16 protein-coding genes and 3 pseudogenes are annotated in these 16,681 nt (G+C 61.7%); 8 read left to right on the top strand and 11 right to left on the bottom strand.

Annotation, left to right across the window (positions count from 1 at the left end; all coding sequences use genetic code 11):
- The coding region (locus AC04SH_RS30490) for a TCP-1/cpn60 chaperonin family protein (protein ID WP_488481559.1) at positions 1 to 255 on the top strand (255 nt) is incomplete at its 5' end.
- 334 nt (positions 256 to 589) lie between these two features.
- On the opposite strand, the gene AC04SH_RS30485 is transcribed toward AC04SH_RS30490, so the two are convergent.
- From AC04SH_RS30485 to AC04SH_RS30435, 11 genes are all read right to left on the bottom strand, one after another.
- Positions 590 to 748: a hypothetical protein gene (locus tag AC04SH_RS30485; RefSeq protein ID WP_488481558.1), complete on the bottom strand. Its 159-nt coding sequence runs from the start codon at positions 746 to 748 to the stop codon at positions 590 to 592.
- 1,003 nt (positions 749 to 1,751) lie between these two features.
- Positions 1,752 to 2,204, bottom strand: a complete 453-nt coding sequence (panD, locus tag AC04SH_RS30480) for an aspartate 1-decarboxylase (RefSeq protein WP_488481557.1) — start codon at positions 2,202 to 2,204, stop codon at positions 1,752 to 1,754.
- Between the two features lie 51 nt (positions 2,205 to 2,255).
- Positions 2,256 to 3,239: a beta-ketoacyl-ACP synthase III gene (locus tag AC04SH_RS30475; protein ID WP_488481556.1), complete on the bottom strand. Its 984-nt coding sequence runs from the start codon at positions 3,237 to 3,239 to the stop codon at positions 2,256 to 2,258.
- Positions 3,236 to 4,501 (bottom strand): adenosylmethionine--8-amino-7-oxononanoate transaminase, encoded by a 1,266-nt coding sequence (locus AC04SH_RS30470; RefSeq protein ID WP_488481555.1) that lies wholly within the window; start codon positions 4,499 to 4,501, stop codon positions 3,236 to 3,238. Before AC04SH_RS30470 ends, AC04SH_RS30475 begins: the two co-directional genes overlap by 4 nt.
- Positions 4,502 to 5,137: a dethiobiotin synthase gene (gene bioD / locus AC04SH_RS30465; protein ID WP_488481554.1), complete on the bottom strand. Its 636-nt coding sequence runs from the start codon at positions 5,135 to 5,137 to the stop codon at positions 4,502 to 4,504. It lies immediately after the preceding gene.
- On the bottom strand, positions 5,134 to 6,288 hold the full coding sequence (locus AC04SH_RS30460; protein WP_488481553.1) for an 8-amino-7-oxononanoate synthase: 1,155 nt from the start codon (positions 6,286 to 6,288) through the stop codon (positions 5,134 to 5,136). The genes bioD and AC04SH_RS30460 overlap by 4 nt, the downstream gene beginning before the upstream one ends.
- Positions 6,285 to 7,226 carry a biotin synthase BioB gene (gene bioB, locus AC04SH_RS30455; RefSeq protein WP_488481564.1) on the bottom strand — a complete coding sequence of 314 codons (942 nt, stop codon included), beginning with the start codon at positions 7,224 to 7,226 and terminating at the stop codon, positions 6,285 to 6,287. The genes AC04SH_RS30460 and bioB overlap by 4 nt, the downstream gene beginning before the upstream one ends.
- 152 nt (positions 7,227 to 7,378) lie before the next feature.
- Entirely contained in the window at positions 7,379 to 8,233 is an 855-nt protein-coding gene (gene nadC / locus AC04SH_RS30450; protein WP_488481552.1) for a carboxylating nicotinate-nucleotide diphosphorylase, read from the bottom strand.
- Positions 8,233 to 9,774 (bottom strand): L-aspartate oxidase, encoded by a 1,542-nt coding sequence (locus tag AC04SH_RS30445; protein WP_488481551.1) that lies wholly within the window; start codon positions 9,772 to 9,774, stop codon positions 8,233 to 8,235. Before AC04SH_RS30445 ends, nadC begins: the two co-directional genes overlap by 1 nt.
- Complete coding sequence (nadA, locus tag AC04SH_RS30440; RefSeq protein ID WP_488481563.1) at positions 9,771 to 10,745, bottom strand: quinolinate synthase NadA; 975 nt, start codon at positions 10,743 to 10,745, stop codon at positions 9,771 to 9,773. The genes AC04SH_RS30445 and nadA overlap by 4 nt, the downstream gene beginning before the upstream one ends.
- 67 nt (positions 10,746 to 10,812) lie before the next feature.
- The gene (locus AC04SH_RS30435) at positions 10,813 to 11,781 is read right to left on the bottom strand and encodes an NUDIX hydrolase (RefSeq protein ID WP_488481550.1); all 969 of its coding nucleotides are present in this window, start codon (positions 11,779 to 11,781) and stop codon (positions 10,813 to 10,815) included.
- Between the two features lie 174 nt (positions 11,782 to 11,955).
- Between AC04SH_RS30435 and panB the strand changes: the two genes are divergently transcribed.
- From panB to AC04SH_RS30400, 7 genes and pseudogenes are all read left to right on the top strand, one after another.
- A complete protein-coding gene (gene panB, locus AC04SH_RS30430) occupies positions 11,956 to 12,816 on the top strand; it encodes a 3-methyl-2-oxobutanoate hydroxymethyltransferase (protein ID WP_488481549.1) in 861 nt (286 codons plus the stop codon).
- A gap of 150 nt (positions 12,817 to 12,966) precedes the next feature.
- Positions 12,967 to 13,059 (top strand): annotated as a pseudogene (locus AC04SH_RS30425) (pantoate--beta-alanine ligase); the annotation flags it as partial.
- 145 nt (positions 13,060 to 13,204) lie between these two features.
- Positions 13,205 to 13,931 (top strand): annotated as a pseudogene (locus tag AC04SH_RS30420) (LuxR family transcriptional regulator).
- Positions 13,932 to 14,022: 91 nt separating this feature from the next.
- Positions 14,023 to 14,595 (top strand): annotated as a pseudogene (locus AC04SH_RS30415) (acyl-homoserine-lactone synthase).
- 58 nt (positions 14,596 to 14,653) lie between these two features.
- Complete coding sequence (locus AC04SH_RS30410; RefSeq protein WP_488481548.1) at positions 14,654 to 14,977, top strand: transcriptional regulator domain-containing protein; 324 nt, start codon at positions 14,654 to 14,656, stop codon at positions 14,975 to 14,977.
- Between the two features lie 114 nt (positions 14,978 to 15,091).
- Complete coding sequence (locus tag AC04SH_RS30405) at positions 15,092 to 15,415, top strand: DUF2285 domain-containing protein (protein WP_488481547.1); 324 nt, start codon at positions 15,092 to 15,094, stop codon at positions 15,413 to 15,415.
- A 217-nt stretch (positions 15,416 to 15,632) separates the two neighbouring features.
- Complete coding sequence (locus AC04SH_RS30400) at positions 15,633 to 16,607, top strand: hypothetical protein (protein ID WP_488481562.1); 975 nt, start codon at positions 15,633 to 15,635, stop codon at positions 16,605 to 16,607.
- Positions 16,608 to 16,681: the final 74 nt, after the last annotated feature.

Raw genomic sequence — 16,681 nt, 5'->3', positions numbered from 1 at the left:
GGCGCGACCTTCGGTTACAACGCCCAGACCGGCGAGTATGGCGACATGATCGCCATGGGCATCGTCGACCCGGTCAAGGTCGTGCGCACCGCTCTCCAGGACGCGGCCTCGGTCGCCGGCCTGCTCGTCACCACCGAAGCCATGATCGCGGAGGCTCCGAAGAAGGAGTCGGCTGGCGGCGGCATGCCTGGCGGCATGGGCGGCGGTGGCATGGGCGGCGGTGGCATGGGCGGCATGGGCGGCATGGACTTCTAAGGTCCACGCAACTCGACGATCACGGAGGGGCGGCAAAAATGCCGCCCTTTCTTCGCGCCCATTGCGCCGGTTTCGGCGGCTTTCAAGCCGGGGTATGCCCGCCAAGGGTTGTACTATGTTTAAACGGACACCGCCCTTTTTTGCTGGGCTGGCTTTGCCGTTGCGCAGTGGCTGCGCGCGCAGCGATGACCGCACGGTGATTATTCCGGGACCACTTGATGCCAACTACTCTTTGACAAAGCCCCCCACGTCTGCAGCAGCAACCGATCGAAACCAGCGTGTTTCCGGTTGTGCCATAGGAGCCAGAAAGGCTCGAACTGCGCCGTGCAGCAGGTCACAAGACATCAAACAGGCGCGCATCACGGTTGCCAGTGTTACGCCCTCTTCTTCTGAGCCGCATAAGCCGCTGGTCTGCAAGAATGTCAGCCAGCCCGGCAAGCAACACCGTGTGCTTTGCAAATAGGACCTTGGGCTTCGCCAGAATTTCCACCATCAGAGCGTCGCGGCGTCTTTCCCGGATCAGGTTGTCATGCGGTACTGTTCGCAAAAGGGCTCTCTCGAAGGGCGTATGACATCGCTGTTTTGGCTTACTCTGCGCGTCGCCCCTTGAAAACAGAACAGGCTGATCCGCGGCAGCAAAAGGGCTGTCGTGACGGGCCGCGCGGCTTGACGACTTATGGATCCTGTAAACCGCGATCGTGCTGGGGCAGCATCCGCACCGACAGCGCCAGCGTCTCTCAGCGGAAAAAGCCCGCCACTCTAGACGGGAGAGTGGCGGGCTTTTTGCAGTGGTACTCGAACTGAATACGCGTTCCCGCTGACATTAGCTGTGGATAATTAAGGCAGCATTAACGCGCAAAATCGGGCCATCTAAATCGATCCGAATGTAAGGTGCGGCGGGCTCGGAGGGTCCGGCCCTGAGCACGTGTCGCCGACGAATCCATATCGCGCGAGCTGTCAGAAAATCCGCGCTTGACGTTACGTAAGGTCCCATGTTTTTCAAGGTGCTGGGGACGATTTCCAGTCTTGGTCCAGGGCGACGAAAATGAGGGCAGCGATGGTGGCTGGCGAACCTAACGACGTGCGCGTCAAACGCTGCAGTGGGGGATGGGCCGTTCATATTGTTGAGGGCGGAGAACTGACGGTTCATCGGTTCAGCACACAGTGTCCCGCTGAGAATTTCGCCGATGGCCAACGAGCCAGGCTCGGCCTTCCCAGCAAGCCACCGATTGACGAAATCTGATATCTTCGCCGAATTTGGGGAGACGTCGGATAGCTGGTGAATCGCTGGCCCCGGCGCGAAGGGCCATTTCAATGCTGCTTGCGGCCTTTCGGCTGCCCATATTTGCGATCTCGCGAAAGCCCGCCGTATCGAAAGGCCACCGGACTCGTTCTTTCGAAACCGGAGGGTCAGCGGCTCGGGCAGGTTTAGATACTCTCGTTAGCGCCGAGTAAGTTGCAACGGGGGAGAGGCCTGCACACATGTGGAGGCCAAGTCACTCTCCAGAGACCAGGGCAGGGATGGCCAAAGCCTCACCCGCCTCGTCAAGGATCGAGAAACTGTAACGGCCATCGGCATCGAGATCGACGGAGTAGCTTAGGCGGTCGAGTATGTTGTTGTCCTGGTCGAACGTAACGATCCGCGGCTTCAGCGACGTAATGTGCGCTTCGTCCAGGTAGATGGAGTTGCAGACAATGATCTGGTCGTCCGGCTGGCAGGTGCGGGCAGCCGCACCGTTGAGGATACAGCAACGTGAGCCGCGCTCGCCCAGAATGACATAGGTCGAGATCCGCGCGCCGGAATTCTTGTTCCATATCTCCACGAATTCCATGGGCAGGATCCCGGCTTCTTCGCAGTGGTCAGGGTCGAGCGTTATCGAACCGTGGTAGTTGAGGTTTGCTTCGGTGACGTGGATGCCGTGTAGCTTGCCGGCGACTAGTTTTCGCATTGATCCGTTGTCCTATCCATCGTGAATGACCCGTCAGCAACTCGTGCCTGGCTAAATTCCAACGACGAGTGCGCCGCCGCTGAGACCCGCACCCGCTGCCGCCAGCAGGATTTTCTCGCCCGGCCGAAACGGCTCCGTTTGATGGGCGAGCGACAGAGAAAGGGGAATCGTCGCGGCGGAAGAGTTGCCGTACTCGGCGATCGTCTTGACCGTCGCATGATCAGCAATGCCAAGGTTTCGCCCGACCGCATCGAAAATACGAACATTGGCCTGATGTGGCACGAACCTGCCGACATCTTCTGGTTGGGCTCCGGCAGCGGCAAGCGCGCTGATCGAGCAATCAGTCATCATCTCGACCGCCTTAGCGAACACTTCGCGGCCGTCGGTCATCGTCATGAGGGTTTGCCCGAGATCCAGGCCGCCACGGAACGGGATATTGCTTCCACCCGCCGGGATCTGGATCAGCCCGTAGCGCGAGCCATCCGAATCCACGGAAGCGCCGAGAATCCCCCGATCGGCATCCCCGCACGGACCAATCACCACGGCGCCGGCGGCATCGGCGAAAAGAACCGAGCTTGCGCGCTCGGCCGGATTGATGCGACGGCTGAGGATGTTGGCGGCAATGACAAGGCTCGCCTTGCCGTGTAGGCGGGTGAAGCCGTCCGCGAACATCAGCGCATAGATGAAGCCGGCGCAGGCGCCGGTCAGATCGACCGCGCCTGCGCGGCCAAGGCCGAGCTTGTGCGCGACCAGGGGCGCGCTTGGCGGCAGGAGATGGTCGGGCGTCGAAGTGGCGAGCAACAGCAGACCAATGTCGCTACGGTCGATCCCGGCGTTCGCCAGCGCCATCTCGCCAGCCTGCGTGGCAAGGCCGGACAGCGTGTCTTCATCTGTCGCCCAGAAGCGCGAACGAATTCCGGTGCGCCGCTCGATCCAGCCTGGCTCGAGCCCGAGACGATCTTCGATCTCCTGATTCTCGACCTTGCGCGCCGGCGCATGATGGCCGAACCCGAGAATGCGCGACGATCGGCTCATGGCCCCGAACCGAAGCGTTCGCTGGCCTCCTCGATGGCGTCATAGAGACCGTCCAGTTCCTCGCTGGTGATGCAATAGGGCGGCAGAAGATAGAGGACATTGCCAAGCGGACGCACGAGCAGGCCGCGATCGAGGAAAAAAGCGCGCAGTTTTGGCCCGATCTCGGCCAGATAGCCGGCGGAGTCGGTGCGCAGATCGAGAGCCGTGATCGTCCCGGTCGCCCGGCTGTCGGTGAAGTTGGCATTGTCGCGAAAGCGTTGAAGCCCGGCGGCCTGCTTTGCACTCAGGGCCGCGACCCGCTCGGCTACCGGCTCGTCGCGCCAGATCTCGACATTGGCGAGTGCGGCCGCGCAGGCAATCGGATTGGCGGTGTAGGAGCTCGAATGAAAGAAGGTTTTCTTACGGTCTTCGGAATAATGGGCCTGGAAGATGGCATCGGTGGCGAGCGTGGCGGCTAGCGGGATGGCACCGCCGGTCAAGCCCTTCGAGGTGCACAGGATATCCGGAGAGATCGCGGCCTGCTCGCAGGCGAACATGGTTCCGGTGCGACCCCAGCCGGTCATCACTTCGTCGGCGATCAACAGCGTGCCGGAGGCTTCGGCAATCTTCTTCAGTTCGGTCAGAACCCAGGCGGGATACATCAGCATACCGCCGGCGCCAAGCACCAGCGGCTCGACGATCAGCGCGGCGGCCCGCCGGTCGCGGGCAACGGCCTCGAACCGATCCAGCGTCTCTTGTTCGCGTCCCGCGGCCGGGAAGGGAATGGTGTCAACCTCGAACAGCAAAGGCTCGTAGGCGGCGTTGAACACGCCGCGGGCGCCAACGCTCATCGTGCCGATGGTGTCGCCATGATAGCTGTGTTCCATGACGACGATGCGCGAGCGCGGTGCCCCGATGTTGCCGAAATAGCCAAGCGCCATCTTCAGTGCGACTTCGACTGAGGTCGAGCCGCTGTCGGAATAGAACACCCAGTCGAGACCGGAGGGAGCGAGGCCGACAAGGGCCTTGGCCAGGCGCTCCGCCGGCTCGTGGGTGAAGCCGGCGAAGATGATCTGGTCGAGGCTCGCCGCAGTCGTCTCGATCGCCTTCATGATGCGGGGATGGCGGTGGCCATGCGTGACGACCCACCAAGAGGAAATGGCATCCAGGATGCGCGTGCCGTCGGCCTTGTGGAGGTAGGCGCCTTCGGTCAAGACGATTTCAGGGATCGCCGGCTCGAGCGCATGCTGGGTGAAAGGATGCCACACACGGGACTGCGACATTCATTCGCCTCCGGTCATCGAGGCAAGGTCGAAGCCGGCAACCATCGCATCCCTCAGCGTCTCACTCGTCAGGGGATCAAGGTGTGGCAGCCTGCCAAGCTGCCGCACGCCGCCCAGCTCCACGATTGTTCTTTGCGTATCGGCCATTTCATCGCCGATGAAGGCGACGCCGAGGAGCGGGATTGAGCGGACCCGCAGCGCCTCGATCGACAGCAGGGTGTGATTGATCGTGCCGAGTGTGGTGCGGGCACACAAAATGACCGGCAGCTTCCACTCAGCGAAGATGTCAATGAAGCTTGTGCGCCGGTTGAGTGGCACCATAAGCCCACCCGCGCCCTCGATAACCAGCGGCGTCGGCAGGACCGGAAAGGTAAGATCGGCAGCCTTGATCGCGACACCGTCGATCTCGGCCGAACGATGCGGCGACAGCGGGCTTCGTAACCTGTAGGCTTCCGGCAGCACGCGCTCCGACGGCAGGCCGGCAAGCCGTACAACGACCTCACTGTCAGTCTCGTCGTCGAGCCCCGATTGCACCGGTTTCCAATAGAAGCCGTCGAGCTGGCCGGCGAGCCCGGCCGCAAACACGGTCTTGCCAATTCCGGTGTCCGTTCCGGCGATGACGATGCGTTGGGTCATATCGCCCCCGGCCGTGTTTGGGCCAACACCTCGGCGAGCGCCTCGACCATGGCGCAAATGTCCGGCTTATTGACGTTGAGCGTCAGCGAAATGCGCAGCCGCGATGTGCCCTCTGCCACAGTCGGCGGACGAATGCCGCGTATGTCGAAGCCGCGCGCCTGCAGTGCCGCCGCCACCGCCATGGTGCGCCTGTTATCCCCAATGACAAAGGGCTGGATCTGCGACCCGCTGGGCTTCACGCCGCAGCGGTCGGCCAGTTGGCGGCCCGCGAAGGCAACGCGTTCCTGCAACTGAATACGGCGCACAGGCTCGTCCGACAGCATGGCGAGCGCTTCGCGGACCGCGACTGCCATCAGCGGCGATGGCGCGGTGGCGTAGATGAATGGCCGGCACCGATTGATGATGTAGTCGCACAGCGTTCGCGGCGCTGTGACCAGCGCACCGGACGCGCCGAGGGCCTTGCCGCATGTGTGGAGCGCGACGATGTTGTCACGGCCCTCGAATGCCGCGGCCAGCCCCCGACCGTCCGGTCCCCAGACGCCGGTGGCATGGGCTTCGTCGACGAGGATGAAAGCCTCGCGCCGATCTGCCAGCGCGACCAGACTTTCTAGGGGCGCATAGTCGCCATCCATGCTGTAGAGGCTCTCGACCGCGATCCAGGCGCGCCCGACGCCGCCGTCTGCGCGCCAGCGGGTGATAGCAGCATCGAAGGCATCGACATCGTTATGCGCTGCCAGCTGGAACTCGGCGCGTCCGGCCTGCGCCCCCTCATGCATGCTGGCATGGGCAAGCTCATCGAGGACCAAAAGGTCGCCCTTCTGCGGCAGCGCGGTTAGCAGTGCAAAGTTGGCGATGTAGCCACCGCCGAAGAACAGCGCGCGTTCGGCCCCGAAGAACGTTGCCGCCTCTGCCTCTAGTTCCTCATGCTCGGGCGCGTTGCCGCGCAGCAGCCGCGATCCTGTGGCGCCCACCGGTGTGCCGCGGGCAATGGCGGCCGCGACCGCGTCGCCGAGCCTCTTGCTGCCCGCAAGCCCCAGATAGTCGTTCGACGAGAAGTCGAGACCGGCGCGCGGCGCAAGCTGCCGCAGCCGGCCCCTGCGCGCCAGCCCCTGCAGGGTTGCCTCGTAGCGGGCCAGCGGTGCCCCGTTCATTGCGCCTCAAATTCCATCGGCTCGATGCCGAGACGCCGCAACAGCAGCGTATCTTTGTCCTCGCCTGGATTGTCGGCGGTGAGCAGCGTGTCGCCGACGAAGATCGAGTTGGCACCGGCAAAAAAGCACAGCGCCTGCATCTCGTCAGTCATGGCAGTGCGGCCGGCGGAAAGGCGGACATGCGATTTCGGCATCATGATGCGGGCCAGCGCGATGACGCGCACGAATTCGATAGGTTCGATCGGCCTGGCGTGGGCAAGCGGGGTGCCGTCGATCGGGATAAGCATGTTGATCGGAACGCTTTCGGGATGCTCCGGCAGGTTGGCAAGAGTGACGAGCATGTCGATGCGGTCCATCGGCTCCTCACCCATGCCGACGATGCCGCCACAGCAGACCTTGATGCCGGATTGGCGCACGTTCTCAAGTGTCTCAAGCCGATCGGCAAAGCTTCGTGTGCTGATCACCTCGCCGTAGTAGCGTTCCGAGGTATCTATGTTGTGGTTATAGTAGTCCAGCCCTGCCTGCTTCAGTCTAATGGCCTGCTCACGATCGAGCATGCCAAGCGTCATGCACGTTTCCATGCCGAGCGCCTTGACGCCTTCGACCATGGCCACCACCGCATCCATGTCGCGCGGCTTCGGATTGCGCCAGGCCGCACCCATGCAATAGCGGGTGGCGCCGGCGTCAAGCGCCTTGGTCGCCTCTGCGATGACGCGCTCCAGTTCCATCAGCTTCGAGGCTTTCAGGCCGGTTTCGTGATGCGCCGATTGGCTGCAATAGCCGCAATCTTCCGGGCAACCGCCTGTCTTGATGCTAAGAAGCCGGCTGAGCTGAACTTTGTTCGGATCGAAATTCTGGCGGTGAACGGTCTGCGCGAGGAAGAGCAGATTGTTGAAAGGTGCGTCGTGAAGTCCCCGAGCCTTCTCCAGGGTCCACATCCCGCCATCAGCGCATTGCGTCCGCGGCGTCGTGTAAGTCGGATTAGTGTCGTGCATATCCGTCCTGTTTCCTGGCTCTTCACTTGCCGAAGCTTCTTCGTCCGATTGATACCGCTTCGATTTACTATCGATGCCCGACCGGTTGGTGGCGATCACGGCGAGTAATAGTCCAGTCCGATGTCGAGAATCGGCGCGCTATGGGTCAGCCAACCGATGGACATCAGGTCGACGCCAGTGGCCGCGATGACGGGCGCGGTCGAAGCGGTGATCCGGCCCGACGCCTCCGTGATCGCCCGGCCGGCAACCATGGTCACAGCCTGGCGAAGCTCATCGATCGGCATGTTGTCGAGCAGGACGGCGTCTGGGGCGAGCGAGAGGGCTTCTTCCAACTGGGCCAGCGTGTCGACCTCGACTTCGATCTTGACGAGATGGCCTATGCTCTTTCTCGCGCACTTGATGGCGCGGCGGATGCCGCCGGCAACCGCGATGTGGTTGTCCTTGATCAGGACGGCGTCGTCGAGGCCGAAGCGGTGATTGGCACCGCCGCCAGCACGCACGGCGTATTTTTCGACCATCCGCAACCCGGGCGTCGTCTTGCGGGTGCAGGTAATCTTGGCGCGGTGCTCGCGAACCGCTGCGACAATCGAAGCGGTTGCCGTGGCAATGCCGCTCAAATGGCATAAGAAATTCAGCGCCGTGCGTTCAGCGGTAAGAATGGCCCGGGTCGGACCACTCACCGATGCAATTATCTCCCCTTGAGCAACTCTGCTGCCGTCGGCTCGGTTCACATCGAGCTTGATATTTTGGTCGATCAACTTGAAGGCGAGGCTCACCAGATCGAGCCCGGCGACAACACCGTGCTCGCGTGCAGCCAGCACGGTTGTGGCGTGGTGATATTCCGCTACGGTCGCGTCTGTCGTCACGTCACCGCCTCTGCCAAGGTCTTCGAGGAGGGCTGAGCGTACCAGCGGCTCGAGCATCATCGCGGGAAGTGGTGACAGGCTCATCAGGTGGCACTTTCCAGCGTTGGCGAGGGTGTAAGTTCCCGCGCTGCGGCCAAGGCGGCCTCGAGGGTGATCTCGGAGCGTCGTGCAACAGCCGCAGGATGGGGGAAATCCTCGCGGTAATGAGCGCCGCGGCTCTCTCGGCGCCGCAAGGCGGAAATAGCAATCATCAGACCCACAGCAGCCGAATCCGATGCCGCGTCCTGGTTTTCGGCGAGCGGCAACAGCGCCCGTGCGGCCGCCTCCAAGGCTTCGCCGTTGCGCACGATGCCGAGTGCGCGCGACACGAAAGGACGCGCGGGTGCCGGATCGGGTGACGGGTAACTGCCCGCAAACAGTGGCCTTGTTCTGCGAGCAGGCGTTCCGGCCACGCTTTCAGCGACCCAGCGCGCACACACAACGGCCTCCGTCAAGGAATTGCTGGCCAGCCTGTTGGCGCCATGCAGTCCGGTCGAGGCAGCTTCGCCACAGGCCCACAACCCCTTGACCGACGTCTTACCCGAGCCGTCCACGGCGATACCACCCATGTGATAGTGCTGGGCAGGGCGAATAGGAATGAGATCGCGCGCGGGATTGATGCCGTATCCACGACAGGCAGATGCGATTGTGGGGAAGTGTCGGACAAATTTCGCCCCAGGCCGTTGCCGCGCGTCGAGGAAGACCTGATGACCATCTGCCAAATGACTCCAGACCGCGCGTGCAACGATATCCCGTGGCGCGAGTTCGGCGCCCGGCACGCCATCGAGGAAGCGTCGACCTGTCTCATCGATCAGGGTAGCACCTTCGCCGCGGACGGCCTCGCTGACCAGCGCCATAGGGCGTTCGGGGCCATCAAGCGCGGTCGGGTGGAACTGGATGAACTCGAGGTCGGCAAGGACCGCTCCCGCGCGGGCCGCAAGCGCCAAGCCCTGTCCGCAACTTCCCGAAGGATTGGTGGTATCGAAAAACAGCCCGCCGATCCCACCGGTGGCAACCACGACCCGGCGTGAGCCGAAGAAGACAGGTCCTAACGAACAGCTCGCCCAGACGCCTTGGATCTCATTGTCCCTGACAGCCAGACGACGCGCTTCCACGCCCTCAACTACGACAATCGAGGGAGTTGAGCGCACGGCCGCGATCAGCGCACGCATGATCTCACGCCCGCTGCCGTCGCCATGCGCATGAACGATGCGACGCCGGCTGTGAGCGGCCTCCAAGCCGAGACACAATGATCCCTTTGGCGTACGGTCGAACGGAACCCCCAAGCCCGCAAGCCCCTCGATTGCGCTGGGCGCGGCTTGGAGGATGCGGCTCGCCATATCTGGGGCGCACAGACCACCCCCGGCGGCAAGCGTATCGGCCAAGTGCAGCTCCGGATCGTCGTCTTGGCCCAAACTTGCAGCCAGTCCCCCCTGAGCCGAGGTGCTCGACGAGTCAGCTCCCAGGAGCGTCCTGGACAGAAGAAGCACCGGCTCCGGCGCTAGTTGAAGCGCGGTCATCAGTCCGGCGATGCCGCCGCCGATGATGATGGGTCGCCCAAAGAAGCTGCGGACACAGGCGCTCAAATTGCCAGCATCCGTTCGACCGCGAGCCGCGCGCGCCCAGCGATGCTGGGCTCGATCGTGACGACATGGCGGTTCTGCTCAAGCGCCATGCGGATGTTGGCGAGCGTGATCCGCTTCATGTGCGGGCACAAATTGCAGGGCCGGATGAAGTCGACTTCTGGATGCGCTACCGCGACGTTGTCGCTCATTGAGCACTCTGTCATCAGCACGACGCGCGACGGCTTTTGCCGTTCGACATAGTCGGACATGGCTGCGGTCGAGCCCGAAAAATCGGCTTCAGCCACAACGTCGGGCGGACATTCAGGATGGGCTAGCACCGTCACGCCGGGATGGTTTTCGCGCAACTCGCGGATATCGGCCGGTGTGAAGCGCTCATGCACTTCGCAATGGCCTTTCCAGGCGATGATCTCAACGTCGGTTTGGGCGGCGATATTGTGGGCCAGATATTCGTCTGGCAACATAATCACCCGGTCAACGCCAAGGGATTCGACGACCGCCTTGGCGTTGCCCGAGGTGCAGCAGATATCCGACTCGGCTTTCACTTGAGCCGACGTGTTGACATAGGTGACGATCGGCACGCCGGGATAACGCTGGCGCATCAAGCGTACGTCTTGTGCCGTGATTGAATCAGCCAGCGAGCAGCCGGCGTCTAGATCTGGGATGAGCACCGTCTTGTCCGGATTAAGCAGCTTGGCCGTTTCGGCCATGAAATGCACGCCGGCCAGCACGATGACTTGCGCCTCGACCGTCACAGCCTTGCGAGCCAGTGCCAAGCTGTCGCCGACGATATCGGCCACGCAATGGAAGATCTCAGGCGTCTGATAATTGTGCGCCAGGATGATCGCGTTGCGCTCGCGTTTCAGCGCCAGAATAGCCTCGATGTCCGGGCTGAAAACCGCCCATTCCCCGGGCGGGATGACGCGCCAGACGCGCCGATACAGAGACGCCGCCGAAGATAACGCCCCGCTCATCATCGGCGCTCCCAATTATAATCTATTTGACTATAAGTGGTATATATCCACGTTGACTATAAGCGTGTCAACCCTTGGCGACCGGCAATTTTGTGCCGACCATCGCCGTTTCGTCGAGGACCGCGTGGCGGAAGCGATAGAGTCTTGCCGGGCGCCCGCCCGTGTCGACCGAAGTCTCGCCGGTCTCCTCGACCAGTTCCTGCTGCTCTATCAGGCGACGAAAGTTCGGCTTGTTGATCAGCCTGCCGACGAGCGCTTCGACGGTTCGTTGCAGCTGCAGCAGAGTGAAATACTGCGGCATCAGCTCAAAGACGACCGGCCGGTATTTGATCTTTGAGCGTAGTCGCGCAATACCCGTCGCCACGATGCGGCGATGATCGGCCACCATGGACTTGCTGGGCACAAGCGAAGGCAGCGTCGCGTCGGGTCCGCTTCCAGCCTCTTGGACCAGGCCTGCTTCGTAAACCAACTCATAGCGTTGAAGCGTGAGTTCCTCGTTCCAATGCCGCCCGTCTAACCCGAAGGCAATCGCTACCCGCCGCCGTCGTTCACGTCTTACGGCTGCGTCGCCGATGCTGTCTGCCCATTCAATCAGGCGCGGTCTCAGCACGTCCAGCACCACAGGCGGGGTGCCGTAGCGATGGTCTTCCCATGGAAAATATTCATACCAGCTTCGCCATCCGCACTTGGCCGAACCCGCTGCCTGTTCCTTGCGGGTCAGTGCGAGATAGCTGATGGAGATGGCGCGCTGCCGGCGCTCGGCGCCGGCGCGGTCCCGATCGGCGAAGGTGTAGAGCTGCTCAATATAGCCCAGCGGATGACCGGTCTGCTGCTCGACCCAGCCCCTCAAACCCGCTTGCAGCGATCGGTGCTCAAGCGCAAATGGTCCGGAAGGGAGTGTGTTCGCCTGCCCGATGGTGAGGACACAGGGTTCATTGTCGCTTACGGCGACAACAAAGGCGATCAGATCCACTTTGGCTTCGTCGGCCTCGACGGTGGTTCGGTCTTTCGTGGTTCCTTTTGCCTGATCGTCCATGTTCGCGAAAGTGGTTGGTCAGGCTCGGAGCGCCTGAATCGATTTAACTTAAGCGCGCGTGTCTGCACGTCAACACCGCGCAGCTGCACGGTCAGTTTTTAGCTCTGCGCACTTGCACAAAAACGTTCCAAACGCGACACCTGAGGTGGGTCACGTTAGGGAAGGAGGCATGCGTTGAGCACAGCTGGTATTTCAAAAGCGATTACACCGCCCGATATTCGGGCGCGTAAGGGTGGTGTCCCGCTCGTTTGCCTCACCGCCTATACGACGCCGATTGCGAAGCTGGTCGATCGACATTGCGACATCGTTCTCGTCGGCGACAGCGTCGGCATGGTCCTGCACGGCCTGCCTTCCACACTCGGCGTCACGCTCGACATGATGATCATGCACGCCAAGGCAGTGCGCCGTGGCCTCAAGCGGGCGCTGATGGTCGTTGATCTGCCGTTCGGTTCCTACGAGGAGAGTCCCGAGCAGGCGTTCCGCAACGCGGCTCGCCTGATGGCTGAGACCGCCTGCGCGGCTATCAAGCTGGAGGGGGGCGAGGCGATGGCTGCTACTATTCGCTTCCTCACGGCTCGTGGCATTCCTGTCATGGCCCATATCAGCCTGACGCCGCAGGCAGTCAACGCTATCGGCGGCTACCGCGTGCAGGGCAGGGGAGAGGACGCCGAGCGGATCAGGCGCGACGCGATATCGGTCGCGCAAGCGGGCGCTTTCTGCGTTGTGCTTGAAAAGATACCAGAGCAGCTCGCGCGGCTGATCACCGGCGAGATTGAAATCCCCACTATCGGCATCGGAGCCTCACCGGCCTGCGATGGCCAGATCCTGGTCAGTGACGACATGCTCGGCCTGTTCTCCTCGTTCAGGCCGAAATTCGTCAAGCGCTACGCAGAAATCGGCGATCAGGCCGGCGCCGCGATCGCGGCCTACGCGGACGAGGTGCGCAAGCGGCACTTCCCCGCTGCCGAGCACGTCTTTATCGATGCGCCCACGGGCGCCGAAGCCGGCGTCACAAGAAGCGGAGAAGCGCCATGAGCCTGCCGATTGTCAGGACCGTGCCAGGCTTCACCGCGGGGGCCCAGGTCAGAGAGGGCTGTGCGGCGCCTTGATGACATGGCGACAGTTCTCGCCTAGCTCTTTCCTGCAGATAGGCGCTGGTATGGCCCGGGATCTGAATTTCCAATTACCATCCTTGCCTGTCCGAGAGTCCGCGAAGCCGACGGTCTTGCACTGTCATCGCGCAATGTCCTGCTCTCACCAGCCGAGCGCTGTCGCGCCGCAAACCATTTCTTCGCTCAGAAGCAAGACGCAATCACAGTGATGATGGTGAAAAGATCGCGCGCGCTGAATCGGTTCGGGATCGAGTAATTCAAGCCTCTGTCCGGCATTAGGCACCATTCATACGGAGGTCATGCAAAGCGCAATGCATCGCCTATTCGAAAACTTTGTCGAGCAACTGTCAGCAAGTGTTGATGCTGTCGATCTCCGTGAGGCGATGGTGGCCGCTGCTGCGGGCTTCGATTTTCCGCTCTTCGCCTACTTCAGTTACCCGACGATGTCCGGGGGGGGCCCCTCGACTGATCTCGAATTATCCGTCCTCCTGGGCATCACATTATCTGCAACAGCGATATGACCGCCTTGATCCGGTCATCCTGCGTGGGCTGCAGGGCTGGGATACCTTTCATTGGGGTGTGGAGCGGGGTCGGCAGTGTTTGCCGATTTCGCAGCAAAGAATTCTGGAAAGTGCGGCTGAGATTGGCATTCGCGGCGGGCTGACGATATCCATGCATGATCATCGCGGCCGGTTTGCTGCCCTGACCCTTGCTTCGGACGAGTCTTGTCCGACTCTTTTGCGGTCTCTGGCACGCTACGAAAAAGCCTTGCAGCTGATGGCCATCAACTTTCACATCCATGCCCGAGCTAGGCTCGCCGACGATCGCGTGGTGGATGGTGTGACGCTCACCCCACGGGAGTTCGAGTGCCGGAAATGGGCGGCGCGCGGCAAGTCGGCTTGGGATATCAGCCAGCTCCTCGGCGTTTCAAGGCGCACCGCGACCTTCCATCTCGAAAACGCCAAAGCAAAGCTTGGCGTTCGAACGACCAACCAGGCCGTTGTACGGCTGGCCGCCTCCGGCCAGGCGAGATTCTAATTCCTCGGCCACGATAGCTGTAAACGTCTACACGCTGCTTCGCGGTCAGCTTTGCCTTCGATGACGCGGTACATCCCGCACGGACGCGACCATGATGCAGCTGATAACGCCAGAACTTTACGGCGAGTTCGCCAGCGAGCTCAACGAGATGCACGGACTGAGGTATCGGGTGTTCAAGGAAAGGCTCGATTGGGACGTTGAGACCAAAGACCAAATGGAAATCGACGCGTTTGATGCCTACAGGCCTGTCTATCTGCTTCTCAAGGGATCCGATTGGCGAATTCGCGGTTGCGTGCGTCTTTTTGCCCAGCACAGGACCCACAATGTTGCGCGATACGTTCCCAGCGCTGCTGGGTGCTGACGCCGTGCCCTCGACGCCCGACATATGGGAAAGCAGTCGTTTTGCGCTCGATCTTCCCGCGTCAGCGCCCAACTCGGCCGGCGGGCTGGCCCAAGCAACCTACGAGCTCTTTGCCGGCATGCTCGAGTTCGGCTTGGCCAAGCATCTCGCCCAGATAGTAACGGTGACCGACACGCGCATGGAGCGGATCCTGCGCCGCGCGACGTGGCCATTGTCGCGCATCGCACAACCGAAGCCCGTCGCCTCAGGGGACGTCTGAGCGGGCCGGTCCTGTGGCAACCGGTCTTAGGCCAGTCGGCATAGCGACCATCTGGGCCGTGAACAATGCTCGTCTGCTCGGGGAAGCGACGGTCGGTCGTGCATGCTGGCCGGACTGGCGTCGCCACCAAGCTATCACTATGCCAGTCGACTGCCCCGGGCTGCCTGGGCCTTGGAATTTCTTCGGCGCAATCCGCTATTCCAGCGCGAGCACGCCCAAATCGCACCGCCGGGCACGATTGAGGGAACCCCCGCCGATACCAGGATAGTCGAGTTGACGAGTGGATCATCTTTCCTCAGCCATTGGAGCCTCCTTTTTCGCGGACGACCCACAATTGGACGCCGCCTCGGCAAGGGTCTTTTGGGACTCGCGCGACTGCGCCCGCATCCTGCGCGCCAGGGCGGAGACGGCTGGGCTCAACCATGATTTTCAACCGCTTGATCTTGCTTCGCTGTCATGCCGCAAGGACATCCTGCTGACCCCAGCCGGTGTGCAGCAGTATTGCTGAGGCAGGACTGCCGGGCTCTGCAGACGCACCCGTTGGATGCAATCGTTTCGCCGCGCCACTTGAAGTTCCATGTCGCCGCCCTTCAGTTCCTTAATGATATCGATGCAAGCGGCCGCCTGGCAGCCGCTTACTTTCCGCCGGAACCCCGCGGAAGGCGTTTGAGTGTCGTGCTGCAGGCGTTAGATGGCTCGCTCGCGGGAGCCTCCCATCAGGAGATCGCAATTGCCCTGTTCGGGTCAGCGCGTGTCGAACAAGATTGGGCTCATCCGGGCGGTCATCTTCGCGACCGGGTTCGTCGTGCCATCCAACGTGGTCGCCACCTGATGGGCGGCGGCTATAAGCAGTTCCTGATGTAGTTATTAAGCAGTTCCTAATTTAATTATGACGACAGCTTCGCAACCTTATTTCGACTGGCGCAGGGACCCGTCCGCATTTGCCAGCGAGGTAATTGTGCGTTGCACAAGCTTTGAAGCGCGGTTAGTTCTTCCGCTGCGGGAATCGGGTTTGGGTAATACGGAACGAAGCAACGAGACCAATGCTTCGTTGATAGTGCATTCATACCTGAGGATCCTAATGACCGTTACGAGTACCCACAAAGCCGGCGCTGCAAGCCTCGAATCGATCGCGCGAAACGGCAGCGTGCTACGCCGAATAGCTGTACGCATTCCGACCTACCTGTCGGATCTTCGCGAAAATCCAGCGTGGTTGCCCATGTTCGTGCTCGCCCGCACCATGCCGGCACGGCGAATGCACTGGCGTGGTGCAAAGCCTGTTCGATCGTCGCAGAAGGCACAGGATACGATGTTCATCCACGTCGATCGCCAGGACGTTGTCGATGCGCTGCAGTCCGACGGATTTTTTTCCGGACTCGTTTTGCCGAAATCTATCCATGAGTCGATCGCAGCTTTCGTGCGGTGCACACCTTGCTTTGGCAATTTCGATCGGCGTCTCGAATTCCTACCGACGGAGCATGCGGAGGCTGAGGCTCGGTTCGGCCGTCCCCTGCTGAGCGGCCATTATTTCGAGCGCATCCTCGACTGCAAGGCGGCACTCGCCGTCCAAAACGATCCGCTGCTGATGGATATCGCTGCGCACTATCTCGGCGGCCAGGCAAAACTGATTACCACGCGCGTCTGGTGGAGCTTCCCCACCGGCCAGGCCTCCGACGCCGACAAAAACCTGGCATCGCTCAACAAATATCACTTCGACCTCGATGACTGGCGCATGTTGAAGTTCTTCTTCTATCTACTGCCGGTCGACAAAGGTACCGGTCCGCATGTCTATGTCCGCGGCAGCCACAGGCGGCGCGCGCTCAAGCACCAGCTGACGCTTCTCGTCGGTCACCCCGCGAAAGAGATTTTGGACGTCTATGGCGAGCAAAGCCCCGTGACGCTTACTGGAGAGGCGGGGCTTGGCTTCGTCGAGGATCCATTCGGCTTCCACATGGGTACCGTGCCGACACACACGCCGCGGCTGATGATGGAAGTCGGCTTCGGCGTTTCACCGCCCTCGCGCCGACGCTTCCACGGCGAGCCGGTTATTCGCTGAGCTCGAAGGATTCCCGGAACAGCTTTTCCCAGGCCGAAACCAGTGCCTCGTAGGTTTCGAGCGCCACTCGACCG

The organism is Mesorhizobium sp. CNPSo 4688 (genome assembly GCF_057784295.1).
This window is presented reverse-complemented; position numbering and strand designations above follow the sequence as displayed.

What these genes read in the sequence shown, in the direction of transcription:
- AC04SH_RS30470 (WP_488481555.1), bottom strand. Translation starts at nt 4,501, where the DNA reads ATGTCGCAGTCCCGTGTGTGGCATCCTTTCACCCAGCATGCGCTCGAG.
- bioB (WP_488481564.1), bottom strand. Translation starts at nt 7,226, where the DNA reads ATGTGGACCCTGGAGAAGGCTCGGGGACTTCACGACGCACCTTTCAAC.
- nadC (WP_488481552.1), bottom strand. Translation starts at nt 8,233, where the DNA reads ATGAGCCTGTCACCACTTCCCGCGATGATGCTCGAGCCGCTGGTACGC.
- AC04SH_RS30435 (WP_488481550.1), bottom strand. Translation starts at nt 11,781, where the DNA reads ATGGACGATCAGGCAAAAGGAACCACGAAAGACCGAACCACCGTCGAG.
- AC04SH_RS30400 (WP_488481562.1), top strand. Translation starts at nt 15,633, where the DNA reads ATGACCGTTACGAGTACCCACAAAGCCGGCGCTGCAAGCCTCGAATCG.
- AC04SH_RS30485 (WP_488481558.1), bottom strand. Translation starts at nt 748, where the DNA reads ATGGTGGAAATTCTGGCGAAGCCCAAGGTCCTATTTGCAAAGCACACG.
- AC04SH_RS30460 (WP_488481553.1), bottom strand. Translation starts at nt 6,288, where the DNA reads ATGAACGGGGCACCGCTGGCCCGCTACGAGGCAACCCTGCAGGGGCTG.
- AC04SH_RS30410 (WP_488481548.1), top strand. Translation starts at nt 14,654, where the DNA reads ATGCTGGCCGGACTGGCGTCGCCACCAAGCTATCACTATGCCAGTCGA.
- AC04SH_RS30475 (WP_488481556.1), bottom strand. Translation starts at nt 3,239, where the DNA reads ATGAGCCGATCGTCGCGCATTCTCGGGTTCGGCCATCATGCGCCGGCG.
- nadA (WP_488481563.1), bottom strand. Translation starts at nt 10,745, where the DNA reads ATGAGCGGGGCGTTATCTTCGGCGGCGTCTCTGTATCGGCGCGTCTGG.
- bioD (WP_488481554.1), bottom strand. Translation starts at nt 5,137, where the DNA reads ATGACCCAACGCATCGTCATCGCCGGAACGGACACCGGAATTGGCAAG.
- panD (WP_488481557.1), bottom strand. Translation starts at nt 2,204, where the DNA reads ATGCGAAAACTAGTCGCCGGCAAGCTACACGGCATCCACGTCACCGAA.